Here is a 19,707-nt window from a genome sequence, read left to right as displayed (position 1 = left end):
ACCCATTAATTACGACAAACAGGTGAGAGCGACATGCAACTGATCGACACCCATTGCCATCTCGATTTTCCGGTCTTCGATCCCGATCGGGCGGCGCTGCTGGCCGAGTGCCGCCAGCTGGGGGTGAGCGAGTATATCATCCCCGCCGTGGGAGAGGAAAACTGGGGCCGGGTGATGGCGCTGGCGGCAGAGCACGACGGTATTTCCTATGCCCTGGGTGTGCATCCCTGGTATGTGGGGGGGCAGACTCCGGCGGTATTGACCCGGCTGCGGCGACTGCTGGCCGAGCGTCCACGCGGGCTGGTGGCGGTGGGGGAGTGCGGGCTGGATCTGCGCTCTCATGTGCCGCAGGAGGGGCAACTCGAGATGTTCGAGGTCCAGATCGCGCTGGCCATGGAGCATGAGCTGCCCTTGATCGTCCATTCGGTGCGCGCCAACGACACGGTTGCCAAGATCCTCAGGCGCCTGCGTCCGGCCAGAGGGGGCGTCATCCACTCCTTCAGCGGTTCTCTGCAGCAGGCAGAGACGTTCTGGCAACTGGGATTTCGGCTCGGTATCGGCGGGGTCATCAGCTTCGAGCGGGCCAACAAGACCCGGGAGGCGGTGCGCGACATGCCGCTGGAATCCTTGCTGCTGGAAACCGACGCTCCCGACATGCCGCTGCAGGGTCAACAGGGGGCGCCCAACACCCCCGCCAACCTGCCAAAAATTGCGCAACTGCTGGCCGATTTGCGGCAACAACCGCTGGCCCATGTTGCTTCGGTGTTACGTGAATCCACTTTGCAGGCTTTCCAACTGGGCAAGTCATAAATTAACAGCTGATTAACTATTGATAGCGGCATGATAAAAAACGGGGTAAGTAAAAATCGTTTGCGGTCTAATTTGACGACCCCTAGCGCATTTCATGCTTATAAAATGTGACCAGCATTCTACTTTGTCGCACCGTAATTAGTATAATGCGCACCCTTGATTGATGGCTTTGAGATACAAGTTGTTAACAAGCTGGAAGGTGCTACTAAAGAGGAAGTGTTAATAATGAATTTGATAATGGGTCTGGTAGGGATGGCAACGCTCGTCCTTATCGCGGTGCTGTTCTCCAGTAATCGCAAAGCAATAAAAATTCGCACCGTTGTCGGTGCCTTTGCAATTCAAGCTGGACTGGGTGCATTCGTGCTGTACGTCCCGGTTGGCCGAGATATTCTGGTGGGTGTATCCGATGCCGTTTCCAGCGTCATCGGTTATGGCCAAAACGGTATCGAATTCCTGTTCGGTGGTCTGGTCAGCAACAAGATGTTCGAAGTATTCGGTGGCGGCGGCTTTATCTTCGCCTTCCGCGTATTGCCGGTCATCATCTTCTTCTCCTCGCTGATCGCCGTTCTTTATTATCTGGGCATCATGCAGTGGGTCATCAAACTGCTGGGTGGTGGCCTGCAAAAAGTACTGGGCACTTCCCGTACCGAATCCCTCTCTGCCACTGCCAACATCTTCGTGGGTCAGACTGAAGCCCCGCTGGTGGTGCGTCCCTTCATCTCCAAGATGACTGACTCCGAGCTGTTTGCCGTCATGTGTGGTGGTCTGGCCTCCGTTGCCGGTTCCGTACTGGCTGGCTATGCCTCCATGGGCGTCAAGATGGAATACCTGATCGCCGCCTCCTTCATGGCCGCTCCGGGTGGTCTGCTGTTCGCCAAGCTGCTGGTGCCGGAAACCGAGACCCCGAGCTACGACGAGAACAATGCCGATGGCGAGCTGGAAGACAAGCCTGCCAACGTGATCGATGCCGCTGCCGCCGGTGCTTCCGCCGGTCTGCAACTGGCCCTGAACGTCGGTGCCATGCTGCTGGCCTTCATCGGTCTGATCGCCATGATCAACGGCATCTTCTCCGGTGTGGGTGGCTGGTTCGGTTATCCGCAGCTCTCCCTGGAACTGCTGCTGGGCTGGATCTTCTCCCCGCTGGCCTTCCTGATCGGGGTGCCCTGGAGCGAAGCCATCGTGGCCGGTTCCTTCATCGGTCAGAAACTGGTGGTCAACGAGTTCGTGGCCTACCTGAACTTTGCCCCGTATCTGAAAGATGAAGTGCTGATCAATGGCGTGGCCATGTCCGACCACACCAAGGCCATCATCTCCTTCGCCCTGTGCGGCTTCGCCAACCTGTCCTCCGTCGCCATCCTGCTGGGCGGTCTGGGCTCCATGGCACCGAACCGTCGTGGCACCATTGCCAAATTTGGTCTGAAAGCCGTACTGGCTGGCTCTCTGTCCAACCTGATGTCTGCGACCATCGCAGGCTTCTTCCTGGCGCTGTCCGGCATGTAATATCGCCTGACTGTCAGGGTAAAGACGAACGCCACAGCGAGAAGCTGTGGCGTTCGCGTTTGGGGCGGTGACAACCGTTTTCCTTTCTAAACTAATAATAAAATGAGTCAAATCGGAGGTTATATGAATGAAGTGCTACTGGCGATGGCGGCCGGCTTTATCGTTGGCTTGTTGTTTTCTTTCCTCAAATTGCCGATCCCGGCCCCGCCCGTATTGTCCGGGGTAATGGGGATCGTCGGAGTCTATCTGGGGGGGCTGGCATACTCCTGGATACTCACTCGCTTCTTCTCTTAACGCACTTTTCAGTACCGGATTTGCCAGATGTGAGGTACCTCTGAAAATGGCAAATCCGGCTTGCAAACAAGGGGTATCTCGGCTGAAATAGGCATTGCCAGCAGGGTGCTGGCATTGACTAATGCCCGATGAAATCGGGTGTTGGCGGTCAAATGGAATTGATTGGGAAGTCGGGTCAGACCTTGTCTGCCTTTCTCAAGTCTTCATGGAACCAAGTCCGCACTTTTGTAAGAAAGTGACAGGGCTCTTGCCTTATTTGCAGCCTCATTGCCCGTGCAATTGCGCTGCAATTCCATTCCCGTTTCTTTGGGAGTCGTGTCTTGCCGGTTGCGTTGCGACAGGCGGACCCATGCCCTGGAATCCGGACTAAATCGAGACTTTGGAGAACAGAATGACTGATCTGAAACTGGCCGCCCAGCGCGCCCTGAACCTGATGGACCTGACCACTCTGAACGATGACGACACCGATCAGAAGGTGATCGACCTGTGCCGCAAGGCCAAGTCGCCGGCCGGCCTGACCGCCGCCGTCTGCATCTATCCCCGTTTCATCCCCATCGCTCGCAAGACCCTGCGTGAAATCGGCGCCGCCGACGTGCGCATTGCGACCGTGACCAACTTCCCGCACGGCAACGACGACATCGAGATCGCCGTGGCCGAAACCCGCGCCGCCGTAGCCTACGGTGCCGATGAAGTGGACGTGGTGTTCCCGTACCGCGCCTTCATGGCCGGCAATGAACAGGTCGGCTTCGATCTGGTCAAAGCTTGTAAGGAAGCCTGTGGTAGCCAAGCCCTGCTGAAAGTGATCATCGAAACCGGCGAGCTGAAAGAAGAAGCGCTGATCCGCCGCGCGTCTGAAATCTCCATCGACGCCGGTGCCGACTTCATCAAGACCTCCACCGGCAAGGTGCCGGTCAATGCGACCCCGGAAGCGGCGCGCATCATGATGGAAGTGATCAAGGCCAAGAACCCGAAAGTCGGCTTCAAGCCGGCCGGTGGCGTGAAAGACGCCGCCGTGGCGGGTCAGTACCTGGCCATGGCCGAAGAGATCCTGGGCAAGGACTGGGTATCCGCCCGCACCTTCCGCTTTGGTGCATCCAGCCTGCTGGCCAGCCTGCTGGCCACACTGGGGCATGGCGACAAGCCGGCCAACACCAGCGGTTACTAATAGGTTGATGAGAGGGCGGACCTGGTCCGCCCTGTTTCGCCCCCACCATGCGGTGTGCGGGCAAGGATTCAGGCTTGTGTAACGCCAGCAATGGCGGAGGGAATGAAAGATGTTTTTGCCTCAAGAAATTATTCGCAAGAAGCGCAACGGTGAAGCGCTCAGTACCCAAGAGATTCAATTCTTCGTTCAGGGCATTACCAACAACACCATCGGCGAGGGCCAGATTGCGGCGCTGGCGATGGCGGTCTACTTCAAAGACATGACCATGGATGAGCGGGTTGCCCTGACCTGCGCCATGCGCGACTCTGGCATGGTACTGACCTGGGATCACCTCAATCTGGGTGGCCCGATCGTCGACAAACACTCCACCGGCGGTGTGGGTGACGTCGTCTCCCTGATGCTCGGCCCGATGGTCGCCGCCTGCGGCGGTTTCGTGCCGATGATCTCCGGCCGTGGCCTGGGCCACACCGGCGGTACCCTCGACAAGCTGGATGCCATTCCTGGCTACCAGACCTCGGTCGACAATGATCGTTTCCTGAAAGTGGTGAAAGAGGCCGGTGTCGCCATCATCGGCCAGACCGGCGATCTTGCCCCGGCCGACAAGCGTATCTATGCGGTACGGGACATCACTGCCACCGTCGAATCCATCGCCATGATCACCGGCTCCATCCTATCCAAGAAGCTCGCCTCCGGGCTGGAAGCGCTGGTGATGGATGTGAAAGTGGGCTCCGGTGCCTTCATGCCGACGTTTGAAGCTTCCGAAGAGCTGGCCAAGAGCATAGTCGCGGTGGCCAACGGTGCCGGCTGCCGCACGTCAGCGCTCTTGACCGACATGAACCAGGTGCTGGCCTCCAGCGCCGGCAACGCGGTGGAAGTGCGCGAAGCGGTGCGCTACCTGACTGGTGAATATCGCAACCCGCGCATCCACGCCGTCACCATGGCACTGTGTGCCGAGATGCTGATCTCCGCCGGCCTGGCCAGCGATGACGGCGAGGCCCGCCGCAAGCTGCAGGCGGTACTGGACAACGGCAAGGCGGCCGAGATCTTCGGTCGCATGGTGACTGGCCTCGGCGGCCCGGGCGACTTCATGGAGCGCTACGATCACCACCTGCCGAAGGCCGCCATCGTGCGCCCCGTCTATGCTGCCAACAGCGGTTTCGTGACTGCCATGGACACCCGTGAACTGGGCCTGGCCGTGGTCGCCATGGGCGGTGGCCGTCGCGCTGCCGGTGACAAACTTGATTATGCGGTCGGTCTGACCGACTTTATCCGCCTGGGTCAAAGCGTCGAGGCAGACAAGCCGCTCGCCCTGATCCACGCTCAAACTGAAGAGCAATTCGCTCAGGCTGCCAGCATGGTGCAGGCCGCCGTCAAGATCGGTGACACCCGACCAGAGGCATTGCCCGAGGTCTACCGTCGCATCGGTCTGGCTGATTTGTAACAAGGGGAAGTCCCATGAAACGTACCTTTATTCTGATGATGGACTCTTTCGGTATTGGCGCTGCCGCCGACGCCGACAAGTTCGGAGATGTGGGCGCCAATACCCTTGGCCATATCGCCAAGGCCTGCGCCGCCGGTGAGATCGAAGGCCGTGGTGCCCTCAATCTGCCGAACCTCAGCAAGCTGGGGCTGGGTCATGCGGGCGAACTCGCCAGCGGCACCTTCCCGGCGGGTCTGAGCAAGGACATCGACGTGGTCGGCGCCTACGGCTTTGCCCAGGAGCTCTCCTCCGGCAAGGACACCCCGTCCGGTCACTGGGAGATCGCCGGCGTGCCCGTGCTGTTCGAGTGGGGTTACTTCACCGATCACCACAACAGCTTCCCGCAGGAGCTGCTGGACGCCATCGTCGAGAAGGCCGGTCTGCCGGGGTATCTGGGCAACTGCCACGCCTCCGGCACCCAGGTGCTGGATGATCTGGGCGAAGAGCACATGCGTACCGGCAAGCCGATCCTCTACACCTCTGCCGACTCCGTGTTCCAGATCGCCTGCCACGAAGAGACCTACGGCCTCGAGAAGCTCTATGAGCTGTGCCACATCGTGCGCGAGCTGCTGGAGCCCTACAACATCGGCCGCGTCATCGCGCGTCCGTTCGTGGGCAGCGGCAAGGGCAACTTCAAGCGCACCGGCAACCGCCACGACTACTCCGTGCTGCCGCCGGCACCGACCGTGCTGGACTACATGAAGGAAGCGGGCGGCCAGGTGGTTTCCATCGGCAAGATCGCCGACATCTATGCCCAGCAGGGCATCACCAAGCAGGTGAAGGGGACCGGTCTGACCGAGCTGTGGGATCGTACTCTGGAAGAGGTGAAAGCGGCTGGTGACCAGACCATCGTCTTCACCAACTTCGTCGACTTCGACTCCTCCTACGGTCACCGTCGCGACGTGAAGGGCTATGCCGATGCGCTGGAGTATTTCGACTCCCGCCTGCCGGAGCTGTTCGAGTTGCTGGAAGATGGTGACGTGGTGGTGCTGACCGCCGACCACGGCTGCGATCCGACCTGGGGTGGTACCGATCACACCCGCGAGTACATCCCGGTGTTGTTCTACGGCAAGCCGGTCAAGGCCGGCTCCGTCGGTCGTCGCGAGACGTTCGCCGACATCGGCCAGAGCATCGCGGCGTACCACGGCCTGCCCAAACTGGCATACGGTACCAGCTTCCTGTAATTTACCCGCCCGCCGCCTCGGCGGCGGGCAACCAATAAAGACAATAAAACTCAACCTAGTGTGAAGGAATCAAGAGAATGGCAACTCCTCATATCAATGCGAAAGATGGCGCCTTTGCTGATACCGTGCTGATGCCGGGCGACCCCCTGCGCGCCAAGTACATCGCCGAGACTTTTCTGGAGAACGTCGAGCAGGTGTGCGACGTGCGCAACATGTTCGGTTTCACCGGCACCTACAAGGGTCGTCGCATCTCCATCATGGGTCACGGCATGGGCATCCCGTCCTGCTCCATCTATGCAAAAGAGCTGATCACCGATTACGGTGTGAAGACCCTGATCCGCGTTGGCTCCTGCGGTGCCGTGCGTGAAGACGTGAAACTGCGTGACGTGGTGATCGGCATGGGTGCCTGCACCGACTCCAAAGTGAACCGTCTGCGCTTCAAGGATCACGACTTCGCCGCCATCGCCGACTTCGATCTGGTTGCCAATGCCGTACAGGCCGCCAAGAACAAGGGCGTCGCCGTGCGCGTGGGCAACATCTTCTCCGCCGACCTGTTCTACACCCCGGACCCCTCCATGTTCGACGTCATGGAAAAGTACGGCATCCTGGGTGTCGAGATGGAAGCCGCCGGCATCTACGGCGTGGCCGCAGAGTACGGTGCCAAGGCACTGACCATCTGCACCGTCTCCGACCATATCCGTACCGGTGAGCAGACTACCTCCGAAGAGCGTCAGCTGACCTTCAACGACATGATCGAAATCGCGCTGGATTCCGTCCTGCTGGGCGACAACTAATCCCCCTCGCGCATGAATAATGACAACGGCGGCCCTCGGGCCGCCGTTTTGCATTTCAAGGATGGCAGATCAGAGGTCGAGGGCGAAGCGCCCCTTGCCGGCCTGCTTGGCTTGGTACATGGCGCTGTCGGCCCGGTGCAGCAGATCGTCGATGTGGCAATACTGGCCCGAGTGACAGAGCGCACCGCCGATGCTGCCGGCGAGGGGCAACAGGTGGCCGGCCACGTCGGCCGGCACCGCCATTGCCGCCAGCAGCCGCTCGCACAGGGCGGGCAGCTCCAGCTCCGGCTGGCGCAGGGCCGGCAGTATGATGGTGAACTCGTCGCCAGCCAGGCGCGCCACCATGTCGCCGGGGCGCACCTCGGCACTCAGCACGCTGGCGAAGCGCTGCAACAGGGCGTCGCCGACGTGATGGCCGAGCTGATCGTTGATGCGCTTGAAGCCGTCGAGATCGAGAAACAGCAGACCCAGGGTCTCGGCATTCTGGCGCACCCGCTCCAGCTCCCGGGAGAGGCGCAGGGTGAAGGCGCGCCGATTGGGCAGGCCGGTGAGGGGGTCGTGGGCCGCTTCGTGCTCCAGCTGGTTCTGCAGCGCCTTGAACTCGGTGATGTCGCTGCCGAGGATGTAGACCCCCGACTCATCGCCCCGGCTCGGGATCATGGTGATCCTGAGATCGCGCGGGCCGATGGGCAGCTCGAAACGGTTCTCGAAGCTCACCTGCTCGCCGGCGAGGGCCCGCTCCAGATGGGCGATGGCCCGGCCGTAGGCCGCGTCGCCGATCACCTCCCGCACGCTCATCTCCCGCATCAGCTCGGCATCGAGCCCGAAGTAGCGGCAGTAGGCCTGGTTGGCGAACAGGTAGCGCCCCTCGGGCGAGACCATGCTGATGGTGACCGGCAGGCCGTCGGTGATGGCCCGCAGCCTGGCCCGCCCGCGCTCAATCTCGGCCAGCACCTGGCGGCGAGCCGTGATGTCGTGCAAAAACAGGGCGATGCGTACCTTGCCGTCGAACTGGTAGCGCTCGGCAATCACCTCCACCGGGATGCGCCGACCGTCGTGGGTGCCGATTTCGCATTCCAGCCGGCGCGCAGCACTCTGGGGATGGGTCAGCTGGGCCAGCAGGGGGTGAGCACTGCCGAGCAGGACGGGCAGGGTACGCCCCAGCATCTCTTCAGGGTGCCAGCCCAGCAGGGTGGTGGAGGCCGGGTTCCAGCCGGTGATGACCAGCGCCTCGTCGAGTTCGAGGAAGGCGTTGCTGGTGTGTTCCAGCATGTGCTGCAGGCGGCGCTGCTCTTGCCACAGGCGCTGCTGCATGACGCCGCGCTCCTGCATCTCGCGATGCAGCTGCTCCACCGTGCTCGACAGCTCGCGGGTGCGCTCACGGACCTGCCGCTCGAGCCCCTGCTGCAGTTGCAGCAGCTCGGCTTCGGCCTGCTTGCGCTCGGTGAGATCGGCGAATACGGCGATCAGGTGTGGCGCCATGGTGCGGCTATGGCACAGGGTCACGCTGAGCTGGACCCAGCACTGGCTACCGTCGGCCCGGATCATCCGCTTCTCCAGCCGGTAGTCCTGCCGTTGCCCCGCGAGCAGGGCGTTGAACAGGGGCAGCTCGCGCGGCAGATCCTCGGGATGGGTCATGGCGTGCCAGGTGCGGCTCAGCATCGCCTGCTCGCTGTAGCCCAGCAGCCGCTCCAGCCCAGAGTTGGCCCGCAGCCACTTGCCTTCGAGGGAGGAGAGGGCCATGCCCACCGACGACTGGTTGAAGGTGAGGGTGAACAGGTGATCCTTGTCCTCCAGCACCTGATTGAGGCTGCGCACCTGATGGCGCCGCTCCAGATCGTGCAGGGTGTTCTCCACCAGGCGGCCGAAGTCGTCGAGATCGCGGCAGGCCTCCTGGTCGAGGTGGCGCGGGGCATGATCCACCAGACAGAGGGTGCCGAGCACCACGCCATCCAGCGCCCGCAGTGGCCGGCCGGCATAGAAGACCACGTGCGGCTCCTCGGTCACCAGCGGGTTGTCGGCAAACCGCGGGTCGAGCCTGGCATCCGGCACCTGCATGATGTCGGGATGCAGGATGGCGTGGCCGCAAAAGGAGTGCTCCCGGCTGATCTCGCACAGGGCGACGCCGGTGCGGGCAAGAAACCACTGCCGGTTCACGTCGGTCAGCGAGACCATGGCGATGGGCAGCGAGAAATGGCGGGTAATGAGCCGGGTCAGGCGATCCAGCTGATCGATGGGCTCGCGGTCAAGCAGGCCGAGGATGCGGAGTCGTTCCAGTCGACTCTCTTCATCCAGCGGCAGTGAGGGGGCAATCATACAGCGCTCCTGCTGGTGGCATTGCCAGTTTCGGGTCGGGGGATCGCGCCGCCTTATTGCGGCTCGACCGGTTTGCTTTTCTTCTTGTGCTTGCGCACCCGCATGTAGTTGCGACGGATCCCGTAGGAGATCAGCAACCCGGCCAGCAGGGCGACCAGCAGCATCAGCCGCTGCTTCTCCTGTACCACCTTGAGCCGGGTATCCTTGTCCGCCAGCATCTGCTGCTCTTCCAGCGTAATGCGCAGATATCCCAGGGTCTGCTCCCCATCCAGGATCTCCTGCACGAACTGGATGCGTCCCTTGCCCTGCTCCGGTATCGACTTGTTGCTGTCGCCGATGGGTAGCAGGCTGTCCAGCGGCACCGCATTGTCCGACTGGGCGAGGGGGATGCCGCGGGCATCGTAGAGGGTGACGTCGAGGATCTCGGGCTCGGCAGCCAGATCCTGGGCCAGCCGCTCCAGCTCGCTGTTCTTGTCCTCCTTGAGCCAGCGCTTCATGTCGCGGGCGGCGTAGGCCACCAGCGCCTGGGCCCGGTTGCGTGCCTCGCTGTGCAGCGAAGCCTGGCTCTCACCCTGCATGTGGATGAGTACCGCGAGCACCCAGAGCCCGAGCAGGACGCCGGCACCGAGACTGAGCACACGTTTGATGGGGAGATGACGCAAGCGTTGAGCCTTTTGCTGACAAGGGGTGGCGGGATCTTGGCGCTTGCCTGTACAAAAAGCAATACGCTACTCTGGGCCAGCATTGTTAACCCCATGATCACCAAGGAAGGCGTTATCCCTATGTTGTTGTCCCAATTGCCCGCAGAGATTTCAGAGTGGCCCGAGTGCCTGTCCGGCGCCCCCTGGTGGGAGGCGACGCCGCAGGCGCTGCTGCCTGCCGCCAGTGCGCTGGATGGCGGCTGGCTGGTGCTGTTCGGGCGCGCGCTGGCCGGCCATCATCTCGGACGGCTGGCCGGGCTGCTGGCGCAGCACGAGTTGCAAGCCAGGCTCTATCCGCCCGCCATGCCGGCCGGAGTGCCTCTGCTGCTGCTGGGCACGGATCGCTTCTCACCCGCTCTGGTACAAGCGCTCAAGGGGGAGGAGTGGGACATCGATCTGTGTCATCTGTCGGCCCTGCCCAGTCTGGCGGAGCCCGGTCTGCTGGTGATGGACATGGACTCCACCGCCATCCGCATCGAGTGCATCGACGAGATTGCCCGGTTGGCTGGGGTCGGTGAGCAGGTGGCGGCGGTCACGGCGGCCGCCATGCAGGGCCAGCTGGAGTTTGCCGACAGCCTGCGGGCCAGGGTCGCCCTGCTGGAAGGGGCGCCGGTCTCCCTACTCGACCAGGTGGCGGCCGACATGCCCTGGATGCCGGGCCTGCAGTTGATGGTCGATACCCTCAAGCAGGCTGGTTGGAAGGTGGCGATCGCCTCCGGTGGCTTCACCCGTTTTGCCGGCCAGTTGCAGCGGGAGCTGGGGCTGGACGCCATCTTCGCCAACGAGCTGGCGGTGGAAGGGCAACAGCTGACCGGCAAGGTGAGCGGGCGCATCGTCGATGCCGCCGTCAAGGCCGAGGTGCTGCAGCAGTTGGCGCAGGAGTACGGCATCGCCGCTGGCCAGACCGTGGCCGTCGGCGATGGCGCCAACGATCTCAAGATGATGGGGGTGGCCGGGCTCGGCATCGCCATCCACGCCAAGCCGCTGGTGCGGGCGCAGGCGGCGGCCACCCTCAACCACCACGATCTGGAAGGGGTTATCTGCCTGCTCGGTGCGCTGGCCTGCCGCCAGCAGCGCTGGGATCGCCGCTAGTCCCGGCGCCTCGGCAAGACCCTCACGTCACGGAGGACGTAGTCTCATAATGGAACTGTTACAGCAATCCCTGTTTATTCCCTGCGGCACACATCGGCTGCACGTGCGCCACATTCAGCCGCGGGTCGCGGTACATGGTGAGCCGATCCTGATGGTGCACGGCGCCATCGAGAACGGCCGCATCTTCTACACCGAATCGGGCAAGGGACTGGCCTGCTTTCTGGCCCGTCACGGCTATCAGGTCTATGTGGCCGACCTGCGGGGACGTGGGCTGAGCACACCGGCCATCGCCGAGCAGGCCGAACATGGCCAGCATGAGCTCATCACCGAGGATCTGCCGGCCCTGCACCGCTGGATTGCCGCCCGCCATGCCGGTTTCAAGCTGCACTGGATGGCCCACTCCTGGGGCGGCGTCATCATGGCATCGACCTTGGTGCGCTTCCCCGAGTTGGCGGAGCAGGTGGCCAGTCTGGTGTTCTTTGGCACCAAGCGTGGCGTGTCGGTACAAAATCCGGAGCGCTGGCTCAAAGTGGATCTGATCTGGAACCGGCTGGCCCCCTGGCTGGCCAGGCGCAACGGCTTTCTGGCCGCGCGCAGCCTGAAGATCGGGGCGGATGACGAGCCGCTGCGTTACCTGCAGGAGACCATCCCCTGGGTCAAATGCGGCCCCTGGCAGGATCCGAGCGACGGGTTCGCCTATGACGAGGCGGCCGCCAGGGTCAACTGGCCACCGCTCTGGATGATCTCGGCCAAGGCGGACAAGGTGCTGGGTCACCCGACCGACGTGCGCCGCTTCAGCGCCGAGATGGGCTCGGCCGCGCGCCATACCCGCCTCGGCCGGGACAACGGCAACCGGCTCGATTACGACCACATCAACATGTTGACCGCCCCGCAGGCGCAGGAAGATCACTTCCCGCAGATCCTCGAATGGCTGCTCAACCCGCAGGCGGCCTGACAAAGGCCGGTTGGCGGAGCGGGTTACTATCCGGTGTACTGATGAATGAACCATGGCGGGCCAGAGGCCCGCCATGGTTTTATTGCTCGCCCGCCAAGTTGAGGGCCGTGGTTTGCAGGGGCCTGCTCAATTGACGGGCGCCGTGATGCCGAGCCGGAACAGAGTCGCCTGGCTGGTATCGGTCAGCTCACCCACCCCCACCACGCTCCACAACTCCTCTTCCAGCTTCTTGGCCTTGTGAATGGCGAACTTGGCGATGTAGTCCAGCTCGTTGGCGATGAAGTTGGTGTCGGGGCGGCCGGTGCGGGAGATGCCCACCAGCACCGAGTAGAACTCCCCCTGACGCAGCGCCTGTTCGATGAAACTGCGCTTCTCCGCCACATTCTTGAAGCTGCTGGCGAGCCGGCTGGTGAAGATGGGCAGGCCGGCCGCCGTCTGCAGGCTGGCGATATAGACCTCCTCCTCCTGGGGCTGATCCTCCCGCTCGATGGCCCGCAGCGGGTTCATGATGAGCTGTTTGAGCAATTCGCCCTGGAACAGGGGGTAGAGGTTGTCCTGGTCACCCTGCTCGGCACAGGCTTTCAGCAACCGCGACAGGCTGCGCGCCTGCGGGGCATGACCGATGGAGGCCGGCCTGGGGGCGCCCTTGAGCTTGTTGATGTAGACCGGGGTGCTGAAGACGTGGTGGGTGTAGATGTTGCGCAGCGCCCGCGCCATGCCGCGATAGCGGCGCTGCTCCTGGGCCGCTTTGAGCTTGTTCTGGTTGCTCTCGATCAGCAGCTTGAAGAACTGGCGGCCGGTGTGGCGCTCCGGATCGCCCTCGATGCACAGGTGCAGCACGGTGCGGGTCAGGTTGATGCTGACCAGCCGGTAGGGCAGACGCTGCAGATCCATGCTTTTGGAGAGCTCCTGCAGGCGCGGCAGGGCGATGGTGACGATGTCGTCCTTCACTCCTTCGAATGGCTCTTCCAGCTCGATCTGCATGCCGTGGGCCGAGATGTCGCGGGTCCAGCCGAGCCAGGCGCGGCCATTGTGCTTGATGGCCACGGCCGTCTTGTGGATGTAGCGGGCCTCCTTGCGCAGCTGGACATAGTGCAGCGTCTCGATTTCGAAGGGGGCGGCACTGCTGTCGTGGCCGAAACGCTGCAGCTCGTTGGCATTGTGCTGGGCGCTGGCATCGTACTGGAACTCTTCCCGCTGGCTGTCGAGGCCGACATCCTGCAGCAGACCGACATAGCTTATCTGCTTGAGCCGCTCTTGCAGCAGCATGTCTTGCAGCTGGGGGCTCTCCTTGCTCTGCTGGCTGGCCAGATCGGCCTCGTGCAGGTCACAGCGCTCCAGGCTGAATTTGTAGACCCGCCAGCTGGGGCGCCGGGCGCCGACCTGGAAGAAGAGCGACATCAGCCCGCTCTGCAACAGCTCTTCCCGGGTGGCGGAGAAGAAATAGAGGTGGCTGCGTACCGAGTGGGTGAAGCAGTAGATCAGGGTCTCTTTCAATTCCCCCGCTGCCGGCAGCAGGGCCTGCATGCGGGTGGCGGAGAACAGGCTGGCGAGCATGTCGCGGTTCTTGGCATCGCGCCAGTATTCGAGAATGTGCTGGTTGTTCTCGGTGCGCAGGGCGATCTCGAGGCTGGGGCTGTCGCCCGAACCGAAAAACAGCGGCATGCCGGTCATGCGCGGCAGATAGAACTGCTCATACCCCTTGATGATGGCGGCGGAGAGCAGGTAGTCGACACTGACCCGATAGCGGCTCTTGTTGCTCTCGATGAACTCGCTCAGGAACTGGTCGAAGCCGGGGTGTTCGCCGGTTTTGACCAGCCTGAGCCAGAACTTGCCCTCCTTGCTCTCTTCCCCGAGGATCTGGTAGCTGACCGAATGGTGCAGGATCGGGTTGGCATGATCCCGCTCCAGTCCGGTGAAGAACACCTCGACCTGGGCGCCGGTCTGGTAGTTGGGCAGATAGGGCACCGAGACCCGGATCCCGCCGAGGGAAAGGTCGGAGCTTTTGGCAAACAGCTTGTCGCCATCGGCAAACTTGATCAGCACGGGGGAGCTGAAGTGCATCCGCTCCTGGCGGCGGCCATAGTAGCTGGCAAAGGCGATGGGATTGACGTCGTACTGGCGAAACGGGCTGGCAGGGGGCTGCAGCGGGCCATCGCTCTTGCCATGGTGGTGCTTCTGCCAGTATTGCAGTGCCTCGTAGACTCCCAGGGTGTAATCGTCTTTGTAGAGATAGCACTGGGACTGGAACAGACCGATGGCCTCGGCCGGCATGAAGTGGGTGATCCCGTCGGATTCATGGACCAGACACTCGTCACCCAGTTCGTCCCGCATGTCGATGACGCGACGGCAGGGGGTGCATCTGCGCTTGATCTCCATCTTGATCAGAAAACGGCTGTTGCTGTTTTCGTCCTGGGTCAGGCGATTGAAGATGTCATCGAAATCCTTTTCTCTGAGCAGGGGGATGAGCTGTTCAATAAGGTGCTGTTGTTGTTCTGAATCCATGTGTTCCTGCCACGGAAAGTCACTTTTCCGATTCTGGGTTTGATCTGTCGGTCGCAAACAAGTATATCAAGCAGGAATTCATCCTGTCCCCGAGTTATCCATGGCCAAAAACAAAACTGCCTATGTTTGTACCGAATGTGGCGCCGACTTCACACGCTGGCAGGGCCAGTGCAGTGAGTGCAAGGAGTGGAACACCATCAGCGAGGTGCGCCTCGGCTCGGTGACTCCGGGCAAGAGCGCCCGTTATACCGGTTATGCCGGTGCCGTTGGCAGCCAGGTGCAGACGCTGGCGGAGATCGCCACCACCGAGATCCCACGCTTCTCTTCCGGTTTCAAGGAGCTGGACCGGGTTCTGGGTGGCGGGGTGGTGCCGGGTTCGGCGATCCTGATCGGCGGCAATCCGGGGGCGGGCAAGTCGACCCTGCTGCTGCAGACCATGTGCGGTCTGGCGGAGCGGATGAAGACCCTCTATGTCACCGGCGAGGAGTCGCTGCAACAGGTGGCGATGCGGGCCTCGCGCCTCGGCCTGCCGACCGACAAGCTGCGCATGCTGTCGGAGACCTCGGTCGAGCAGATCTGCCTGATTGCCCAGCAGGAGCAGCCGCAGATCATGGTCATCGACTCCATCCAGGTGATGCATGTGGCGGATGTGCAGTCGGCGCCGGGTTCCGTGTCTCAGGTGCGGGAAGCCGCCGCCCTGCTGACCCGCTATGCCAAACAGAATCACGTCGCCATCTTCATGGTGGGCCACGTGACCAAGGATGGCACCCTAGCCGGCCCCAAGGTACTGGAGCACTGCATCGACTGCTCCGTGCTGCTCGATGGCGGCCACGATTCCCGTTTCCGGACCCTGCGTTCCCACAAGAACCGCTTCGGGGCGGTCAACGAGCTCGGTGTCTTCGCCATGACCGGGCAGGGGATGCGGGAGGTGAGCAATCCTTCCGCCATCTTCCTCAGTCGCGGTGAAGAGCAGGCACCGGGGTCGGTGGTGATGGTGATCTGGGAGGGGACGCGGCCCCTGCTGGTGGAACTGCAGGCGCTGGTGGATTACTCCCAGCTCTCCAATCCGCGCCGGGTGGCGGTGGGGATGGATCAAAACCGTCTCGCCATGTTGCTGGCGGTGCTGCATCGCCACGGGGGCCTGCAGATGGCGGATCAGGATGTCTTCATCAACGTGGTCGGCGGGGTCAAGGTCGAAGAGACCAGCGCGGATCTGGCCCTGCTGCTCTCCATGGTCTCCAGTTTCCGGGATCAATCCCTGCCCAAGGATCTGGTGGTGTTCGGGGAAGTGGGGCTGTCCGGCGAGATCCGGCCCGTGCCCTCCGGCCAGGAGCGGTTGCAGGAGGCCGCCAAGCATGGCTTCCGCCGGGCCATAGTGCCGCACGCCAACGCGCCCAAGCATCCCATCGAAGGCATGGAAGTGGTGCCGGTCAAGAAGCTGGCCGATGCCCTGGAGGCCTTGTAATCGGTATGGTGGCCGCAGGCAGGCAATAAAAAGGAGCGCAATGGCGCTCCTTTTTACATCGGGTATGCCGCTCAGGGGTGAGGGTGTTCGAGATGTTCGCTCAGCAGCTGCTCCAGCTCCCGGTGCAGCAAGTCTTCATCGCCAACGTTGAGCTCGATCATCCGTTTGAGGTGGGTGGCGCTGTCGATGTCGATGTGATGGCAGTAGAACCCCAGCTTCTTGCTGGCTTCATGGGTCAGCATGACCTGCATCTTGATCTCGATGTCGCTGCCGCTCAGCGCGAAGCTGAGTGAATACTCTTTGTTGTCGTGACTTTCCCAGTCATCGGGCCGGATCAACAGGGCGCCCTGCAGGGAGATATCCACCAGTTGGGTCCGCCATTTCTTATCTCCCTGGACGAGGTCGGCCATGGTCAAGTAGAGGATCCGTGAAAAACGGCGACGCTCGGACATTCTCATCTCCTGTCAGCAATAGGAATTGGAGCTAAAGGTCATGACATAGAGTGTAATGCACCTTGCACATCAGGATCTTGAACTGGCTCCGAAATTGGATATCAAACCTGCTGGGCGCTGAGTGACTCCACGACCTGCAATGCCTTGATCAGCCGATCTTCCTGTTTGAAACGATCTTCCAGCACGGGACCCAGCTGGTTCAGATCCTCGTCCAGCAACAGCAGCTGAGCCTCATCGGCATTGCTGTACTTGTCGTTGAACTCCAGCGCGAACTCGGTGCAGGCACGGATATGGGGGTAGATGCGCTTCGCCAGTTCCAGCTTGTCGCCGCTGGCCTGTTCGAAGGCGGTCACCACGTGGTTGTAGATCTCGAAGTGTCCGGCGCTGACGTAGTCGACCAGGCGTTCACAGAAGCCTTGCAGTTCCACATGGCCGGGCAGCGAGCGCTGCTTGGTGCGGGCGGGGGTCAGTCCGGCAAGCCGCATGTATTCGACCAGCAATGCCTGCCTGGCATCCAGCCAGTCGTCGATAGCTCTGTGCTTTCCTGCCAATGCGCGTTTGGTTTGTTCCAGTTCAGTTAACATAGTCCCTCCGTGGGGCATAGGCATGGAGTGCTATCGTGACGGGCCTCCGGCCTTTTTATTGACTGACGACACCCTCCTATAACTAGGGAAAATCCAGTTGACCGTCAATAGGGGCATGGGGATATTGTTACACCGGGTGGCGTTTTGGTTACAAGACACCATCATTTGCTCTCCTCTTCCCGTCAATTACGATCTCGAAGGGGCGAGATATGTGACTATTTCCGCAGATCTTGATGAAAACCCCAGCATTCAAGCCAATCCGGCTGATAAAGCCTTTGCCTGAGTGTTTTTTTTTGAATAGAGTTGCCCGGTGCTAAATGCCCGATCATAAAGGAAATGTTATGAACAAAGCTCAACTTGTCGATGCAATTGCAGCCAAAGCAGATCTGAGCAAAGCTCAGGCCAAAGTCGCTCTGGAAGAGATCATCAATGGTATTACCCAGAGCCTGAAAGAAGGTGATGCTGTGCAGTTGGTGGGTTTTGGCACCTTCAAGGTGAACCATCGTGCTGGCCGTACCGGTCGCAATCCGCAAACTGGTAAAGAGATCCAGATTGCAGCCGCGAATGTGCCGTCCTTTGTGGCAGGCAAGGCGCTCAAAGACGCCGTCAAGTAATCCCCAAAAACCCGGCGCCAGCCGGGTTTTTTATTGCCATCGTCAGCGGAAATTGTTTCAGATACACTCAAGATATGGCGTGCGCCGTAGTGAGGTGGATGATGGAACAGAAAAATGCCATTCGGCAGGTTGCCGTACCTTGGGCTCCGTCCCGCCAACTCCCCCCGGGCCTGGTTGTGGCCGAACTTCATCAGGATATCTGGAGCGACTCCCTCACCATCATGCTGGGCAGGGCTCGCAGCATCGATCTGCCGCCGCAGATCCTTTGCCGGGTCTATTTCCGGCATATCTTTGCGGTGCGAGTGATGGAGGATTGCGATCTGGCGGAGGGCAAGGATAGCCATGCCATCGAGGAGCAGATCCAGCTCATCACCCCGTCCCGATTTGCCAGCTGGTTCCATCAGGAGTCGGATGGTCTGCACCTGGACGAGGACCTGCAGCACTACCGCATCTCGACCTGGGATTATTGTGCCGATGTGCTGACGTCCAGAGCGCCCGAGCTGCAGTTCGTGGACAAAGGCAATTAGCGAGGCTGAAGAGACAATAAAAAACCGGCAGCACTGGGTGTTGCCGGTTTTTTTATTGGTCGACGCGGGGCTAGCTCAGCCGAGCAGCTGATCCCGATGCAGCCCCAGCACGATGAGCAAGCCGAGGAAGTAAAAGGCGCTGAGTTTGATGCCCAGAATGGCGAGCAGGCCGGCGCAGAGCCGGACGATGGCCTTGTGCAGCCAGGAGCCGGTGAAACGGTACATGGTTACTCTGCCGCCTCCGTGGTGGCGAATTCCGGCACCTTGGCCATGGCATCCAGCACTACCTGGATATCCGCTCCCGGCTTGCAAGCGTTTTCACTCAGGTGGCGGCGCCAGGCGCGGGCTCCCTGCATGTTCTGGAACAGCCCCAGCATGTGGCGGGTCATGTGGGAGAGATAGTTGCCCTTGGCCAGCTCCTGCTCGATATAGGGCAGCATCATCCGCACCACCTCGTGGCGGCTCGGCACGGCGTGGTTCTGGCCGAACACCATGTTGTCCACCTGCGCCAGAAGGTAGGGGTTCTGATAGGCTTCGCGCCCCATCATGACGCCATCCAGGTGTTGCAGATGCTCGAGGGTCTGCTCCATGGAGGTGACGCCGCCGTTGATGGCGATGGTCAGCTCCGGGTAATCCTGTTTGACCCGATAGACACGGGGATAATCGAGCGGCGGGATCTCGCGGTTTTCCTTGGGGCTCAGGCCGCTCAGCCACGCCTTGCGGGCATGGACTATGAAGGTGTCGCAACCGGCGTCACGAACCTGTTCGATAAAGGCCTGCAGAAATTCGTAGGAGTCCTGATCGTCGATGCCGATACGGGTTTTCACCGTCACCGGAATATTTACCACATCGCGCATCGCCTTGACGCAGTCCGCCACCAGGGCGGGTTCACCCATCAGGCAGGCACCAAAGCGGCCGTTTTGCACCCGATCGGAGGGACAGCCGACGTTGATGTTCACCTCGTCATAGCCGCGCTCCTCGGCCAGTTTGGCGCAGCGCGCCAGATCGGCCGGATTGCTGCCACCCAGCTGCAGGGAGATGGGGTGCTCCTGCTCGCTGTAACCCAGATAATCTCCCTTGCCGTGGATGATGGCGCCGGTGGTCACCATCTCGGTATAAAGCAAGGTCTGGCGAGTCATCAGACGATGGAAATAACGGCAATGCCGATCGGTCCAGTCCAGCATGGGGGCGATGGAAAAACGCTGCGCCTGCATAAAAATCATCCGGGTTGGCTAAACAAAGGGGGCGGATTTTACCACAACGTGAGGC

At 61.4% G+C, this 19,707-nt stretch carries 20 protein-coding genes; 13 read left to right on the top strand and 7 right to left on the bottom strand.

Annotated features, from left to right (window positions below):
* Positions 1-33 precede the first annotated feature (33 nt).
* From OKC29_RS14670 to deoD, 7 genes are all read left to right on the top strand, one after another.
* Positions 34-810 (top strand): TatD family hydrolase, encoded by a 777-nt coding sequence (locus OKC29_RS14670; RefSeq protein ID WP_073351754.1) that lies wholly within the window; start codon positions 34-36, stop codon positions 808-810.
* 225 nt (positions 811-1,035) lie between these two features.
* A complete protein-coding gene (locus OKC29_RS14665; protein WP_011707414.1) occupies positions 1,036-2,310 on the top strand; it encodes a NupC/NupG family nucleoside CNT transporter in 1,275 nt (424 codons plus the stop codon).
* Positions 2,311-2,433: 123 nt separating this feature from the next.
* A complete protein-coding gene (locus OKC29_RS14660) occupies positions 2,434-2,604 on the top strand; it encodes a XapX domain-containing protein (RefSeq protein ID WP_005305103.1) in 171 nt (56 codons plus the stop codon).
* A 391-nt stretch (positions 2,605-2,995) separates the two neighbouring features.
* Positions 2,996-3,769: a deoxyribose-phosphate aldolase gene (gene deoC, locus OKC29_RS14655; protein WP_011707413.1), complete on the top strand. Its 774-nt coding sequence runs from the start codon at positions 2,996-2,998 to the stop codon at positions 3,767-3,769.
* 109 nt (positions 3,770-3,878) lie between these two features.
* Positions 3,879-5,210, top strand: coding sequence for a thymidine phosphorylase (deoA, locus tag OKC29_RS14650; protein ID WP_016351989.1), 1,332 nt, complete (start codon positions 3,879-3,881; stop codon positions 5,208-5,210).
* A 14-nt stretch (positions 5,211-5,224) separates the two neighbouring features.
* Positions 5,225-6,433: a phosphopentomutase gene (locus OKC29_RS14645; protein ID WP_073351753.1), complete on the top strand. Its 1,209-nt coding sequence runs from the start codon at positions 5,225-5,227 to the stop codon at positions 6,431-6,433.
* 77 nt (positions 6,434-6,510) lie between these two features.
* Positions 6,511-7,227 carry a purine-nucleoside phosphorylase gene (deoD, locus tag OKC29_RS14640; RefSeq protein ID WP_011707410.1) on the top strand — a complete coding sequence of 239 codons (717 nt, stop codon included), beginning with the start codon at positions 6,511-6,513 and terminating at the stop codon, positions 7,225-7,227.
* 69 nt (positions 7,228-7,296) lie between these two features.
* On the opposite strand, the gene OKC29_RS14635 is transcribed toward deoD, so the two are convergent.
* Together OKC29_RS14635 and OKC29_RS14630 are read right to left on the bottom strand one after the other, a co-directional pair.
* Positions 7,297-9,543, bottom strand: coding sequence for a sensor domain-containing diguanylate cyclase (locus OKC29_RS14635; protein ID WP_073351752.1), 2,247 nt, complete (start codon positions 9,541-9,543; stop codon positions 7,297-7,299).
* A gap of 53 nt (positions 9,544-9,596) precedes the next feature.
* Entirely contained in the window at positions 9,597-10,205 is a 609-nt protein-coding gene (locus tag OKC29_RS14630) for an AhpA/YtjB family protein (RefSeq protein ID WP_017411238.1), read from the bottom strand.
* A 120-nt stretch (positions 10,206-10,325) separates the two neighbouring features.
* Between OKC29_RS14630 and serB the strand changes: the two genes are divergently transcribed.
* Positions 10,326-11,336: a phosphoserine phosphatase SerB gene (gene serB, locus OKC29_RS14625; RefSeq protein WP_073351750.1), complete on the top strand. Its 1,011-nt coding sequence runs from the start codon at positions 10,326-10,328 to the stop codon at positions 11,334-11,336.
* 49 nt (positions 11,337-11,385) lie between these two features.
* Positions 11,386-12,291, top strand: coding sequence for an alpha/beta fold hydrolase (locus OKC29_RS14620; RefSeq protein WP_073351748.1), 906 nt, complete (start codon positions 11,386-11,388; stop codon positions 12,289-12,291).
* A gap of 126 nt (positions 12,292-12,417) precedes the next feature.
* Here OKC29_RS14620 and OKC29_RS14615 read toward each other — a convergent pair whose 3' ends face one another.
* Positions 12,418-14,796, bottom strand: coding sequence for a PilZ domain-containing protein (locus OKC29_RS14615; protein WP_073351746.1), 2,379 nt, complete (start codon positions 14,794-14,796; stop codon positions 12,418-12,420).
* Between the two features lie 100 nt (positions 14,797-14,896).
* On the opposite strand from OKC29_RS14615, the gene radA reads away from it, so the two are divergent.
* A complete protein-coding gene (gene radA, locus OKC29_RS14610) occupies positions 14,897-16,261 on the top strand; it encodes a DNA repair protein RadA (protein ID WP_073351744.1) in 1,365 nt (454 codons plus the stop codon).
* Positions 16,262-16,332: 71 nt separating this feature from the next.
* On the opposite strand, the gene OKC29_RS14605 is transcribed toward radA, so the two are convergent.
* Complete coding sequence (locus OKC29_RS14605) at positions 16,333-16,713, bottom strand: PilZ domain-containing protein (RefSeq protein WP_073351742.1); 381 nt, start codon at positions 16,711-16,713, stop codon at positions 16,333-16,335.
* A 101-nt stretch (positions 16,714-16,814) separates the two neighbouring features.
* Entirely contained in the window at positions 16,815-17,297 is a 483-nt protein-coding gene (locus OKC29_RS14600; RefSeq protein ID WP_011707403.1) for an Rsd/AlgQ family anti-sigma factor, read from the bottom strand.
* 97 nt (positions 17,298-17,394) lie between these two features.
* On the opposite strand from OKC29_RS14600, the gene OKC29_RS14595 reads away from it, so the two are divergent.
* The 3 genes from OKC29_RS14595 (at position 17,395) to OKC29_RS14585 (ending at position 18,438) form a co-directional block, all read left to right on the top strand.
* Entirely contained in the window at positions 17,395-17,580 is a 186-nt protein-coding gene (locus OKC29_RS14595; protein ID WP_123785048.1) for a hypothetical protein, read from the top strand.
* 58 nt (positions 17,581-17,638) lie between these two features.
* On the top strand, positions 17,639-17,911 hold the full coding sequence (gene hupA, locus OKC29_RS14590; protein ID WP_005305063.1) for a nucleoid-associated protein HU-alpha: 273 nt from the start codon (positions 17,639-17,641) through the stop codon (positions 17,909-17,911).
* A gap of 101 nt (positions 17,912-18,012) precedes the next feature.
* Complete coding sequence (locus tag OKC29_RS14585; protein WP_073351740.1) at positions 18,013-18,438, top strand: hypothetical protein; 426 nt, start codon at positions 18,013-18,015, stop codon at positions 18,436-18,438.
* 75 nt (positions 18,439-18,513) lie between these two features.
* On the opposite strand, the gene OKC29_RS14580 is transcribed toward OKC29_RS14585, so the two are convergent.
* Positions 18,514-18,663: a hypothetical protein gene (locus OKC29_RS14580; RefSeq protein ID WP_011707400.1), complete on the bottom strand. Its 150-nt coding sequence runs from the start codon at positions 18,661-18,663 to the stop codon at positions 18,514-18,516.
* 2 nt (positions 18,664-18,665) lie between these two features.
* Complete coding sequence (gene dusA / locus OKC29_RS14575; protein WP_073351738.1) at positions 18,666-19,652, bottom strand: tRNA dihydrouridine(20/20a) synthase DusA; 987 nt, start codon at positions 19,650-19,652, stop codon at positions 18,666-18,668.
* Between the last annotated feature and the right edge of the window lie 55 nt (positions 19,653-19,707).

Source organism: Aeromonas sp. QDB34, assembly GCF_027705405.1.
In the GTDB taxonomy this organism is placed as follows: Bacteria; Pseudomonadota; Gammaproteobacteria; order Enterobacterales; family Aeromonadaceae; genus Aeromonas; species Aeromonas hydrophila.
This window is presented reverse-complemented; position numbering and strand designations above follow the sequence as displayed.

Coding starts and splice junctions, on each gene's coding strand:
- deoA (WP_016351989.1), top strand. CDS start 3,879: ATGTTTTTGCCTCAAGAAATTATTCGCAAGAAGCGCAACGGTGAAGCG.
- OKC29_RS14645 (WP_073351753.1), top strand. CDS start 5,225: ATGAAACGTACCTTTATTCTGATGATGGACTCTTTCGGTATTGGCGCT.
- OKC29_RS14615 (WP_073351746.1), bottom strand. CDS start 14,796: ATGGATTCAGAACAACAACAGCACCTTATTGAACAGCTCATCCCCCTG.
- OKC29_RS14660 (WP_005305103.1), top strand. CDS start 2,434: ATGAATGAAGTGCTACTGGCGATGGCGGCCGGCTTTATCGTTGGCTTG.
- serB (WP_073351750.1), top strand. CDS start 10,326: ATGTTGTTGTCCCAATTGCCCGCAGAGATTTCAGAGTGGCCCGAGTGC.
- hupA (WP_005305063.1), top strand. CDS start 17,639: ATGAACAAAGCTCAACTTGTCGATGCAATTGCAGCCAAAGCAGATCTG.
- OKC29_RS14620 (WP_073351748.1), top strand. CDS start 11,386: ATGGAACTGTTACAGCAATCCCTGTTTATTCCCTGCGGCACACATCGG.
- deoC (WP_011707413.1), top strand. CDS start 2,996: ATGACTGATCTGAAACTGGCCGCCCAGCGCGCCCTGAACCTGATGGAC.
- OKC29_RS14585 (WP_073351740.1), top strand. CDS start 18,013: ATGGAACAGAAAAATGCCATTCGGCAGGTTGCCGTACCTTGGGCTCCG.
- OKC29_RS14635 (WP_073351752.1), bottom strand. CDS start 9,543: ATGATTGCCCCCTCACTGCCGCTGGATGAAGAGAGTCGACTGGAACGA.
- OKC29_RS14665 (WP_011707414.1), top strand. CDS start 1,036: ATGAATTTGATAATGGGTCTGGTAGGGATGGCAACGCTCGTCCTTATC.
- radA (WP_073351744.1), top strand. CDS start 14,897: ATGGCCAAAAACAAAACTGCCTATGTTTGTACCGAATGTGGCGCCGAC.
- deoD (WP_011707410.1), top strand. CDS start 6,511: ATGGCAACTCCTCATATCAATGCGAAAGATGGCGCCTTTGCTGATACC.
- OKC29_RS14600 (WP_011707403.1), bottom strand. CDS start 17,297: ATGTTAACTGAACTGGAACAAACCAAACGCGCATTGGCAGGAAAGCAC.
- OKC29_RS14670 (WP_073351754.1), top strand. CDS start 34: ATGCAACTGATCGACACCCATTGCCATCTCGATTTTCCGGTCTTCGAT.
- dusA (WP_073351738.1), bottom strand. CDS start 19,652: ATGCAGGCGCAGCGTTTTTCCATCGCCCCCATGCTGGACTGGACCGAT.
- OKC29_RS14580 (WP_011707400.1), bottom strand. CDS start 18,663: ATGTACCGTTTCACCGGCTCCTGGCTGCACAAGGCCATCGTCCGGCTC.
- OKC29_RS14605 (WP_073351742.1), bottom strand. CDS start 16,713: ATGTCCGAGCGTCGCCGTTTTTCACGGATCCTCTACTTGACCATGGCC.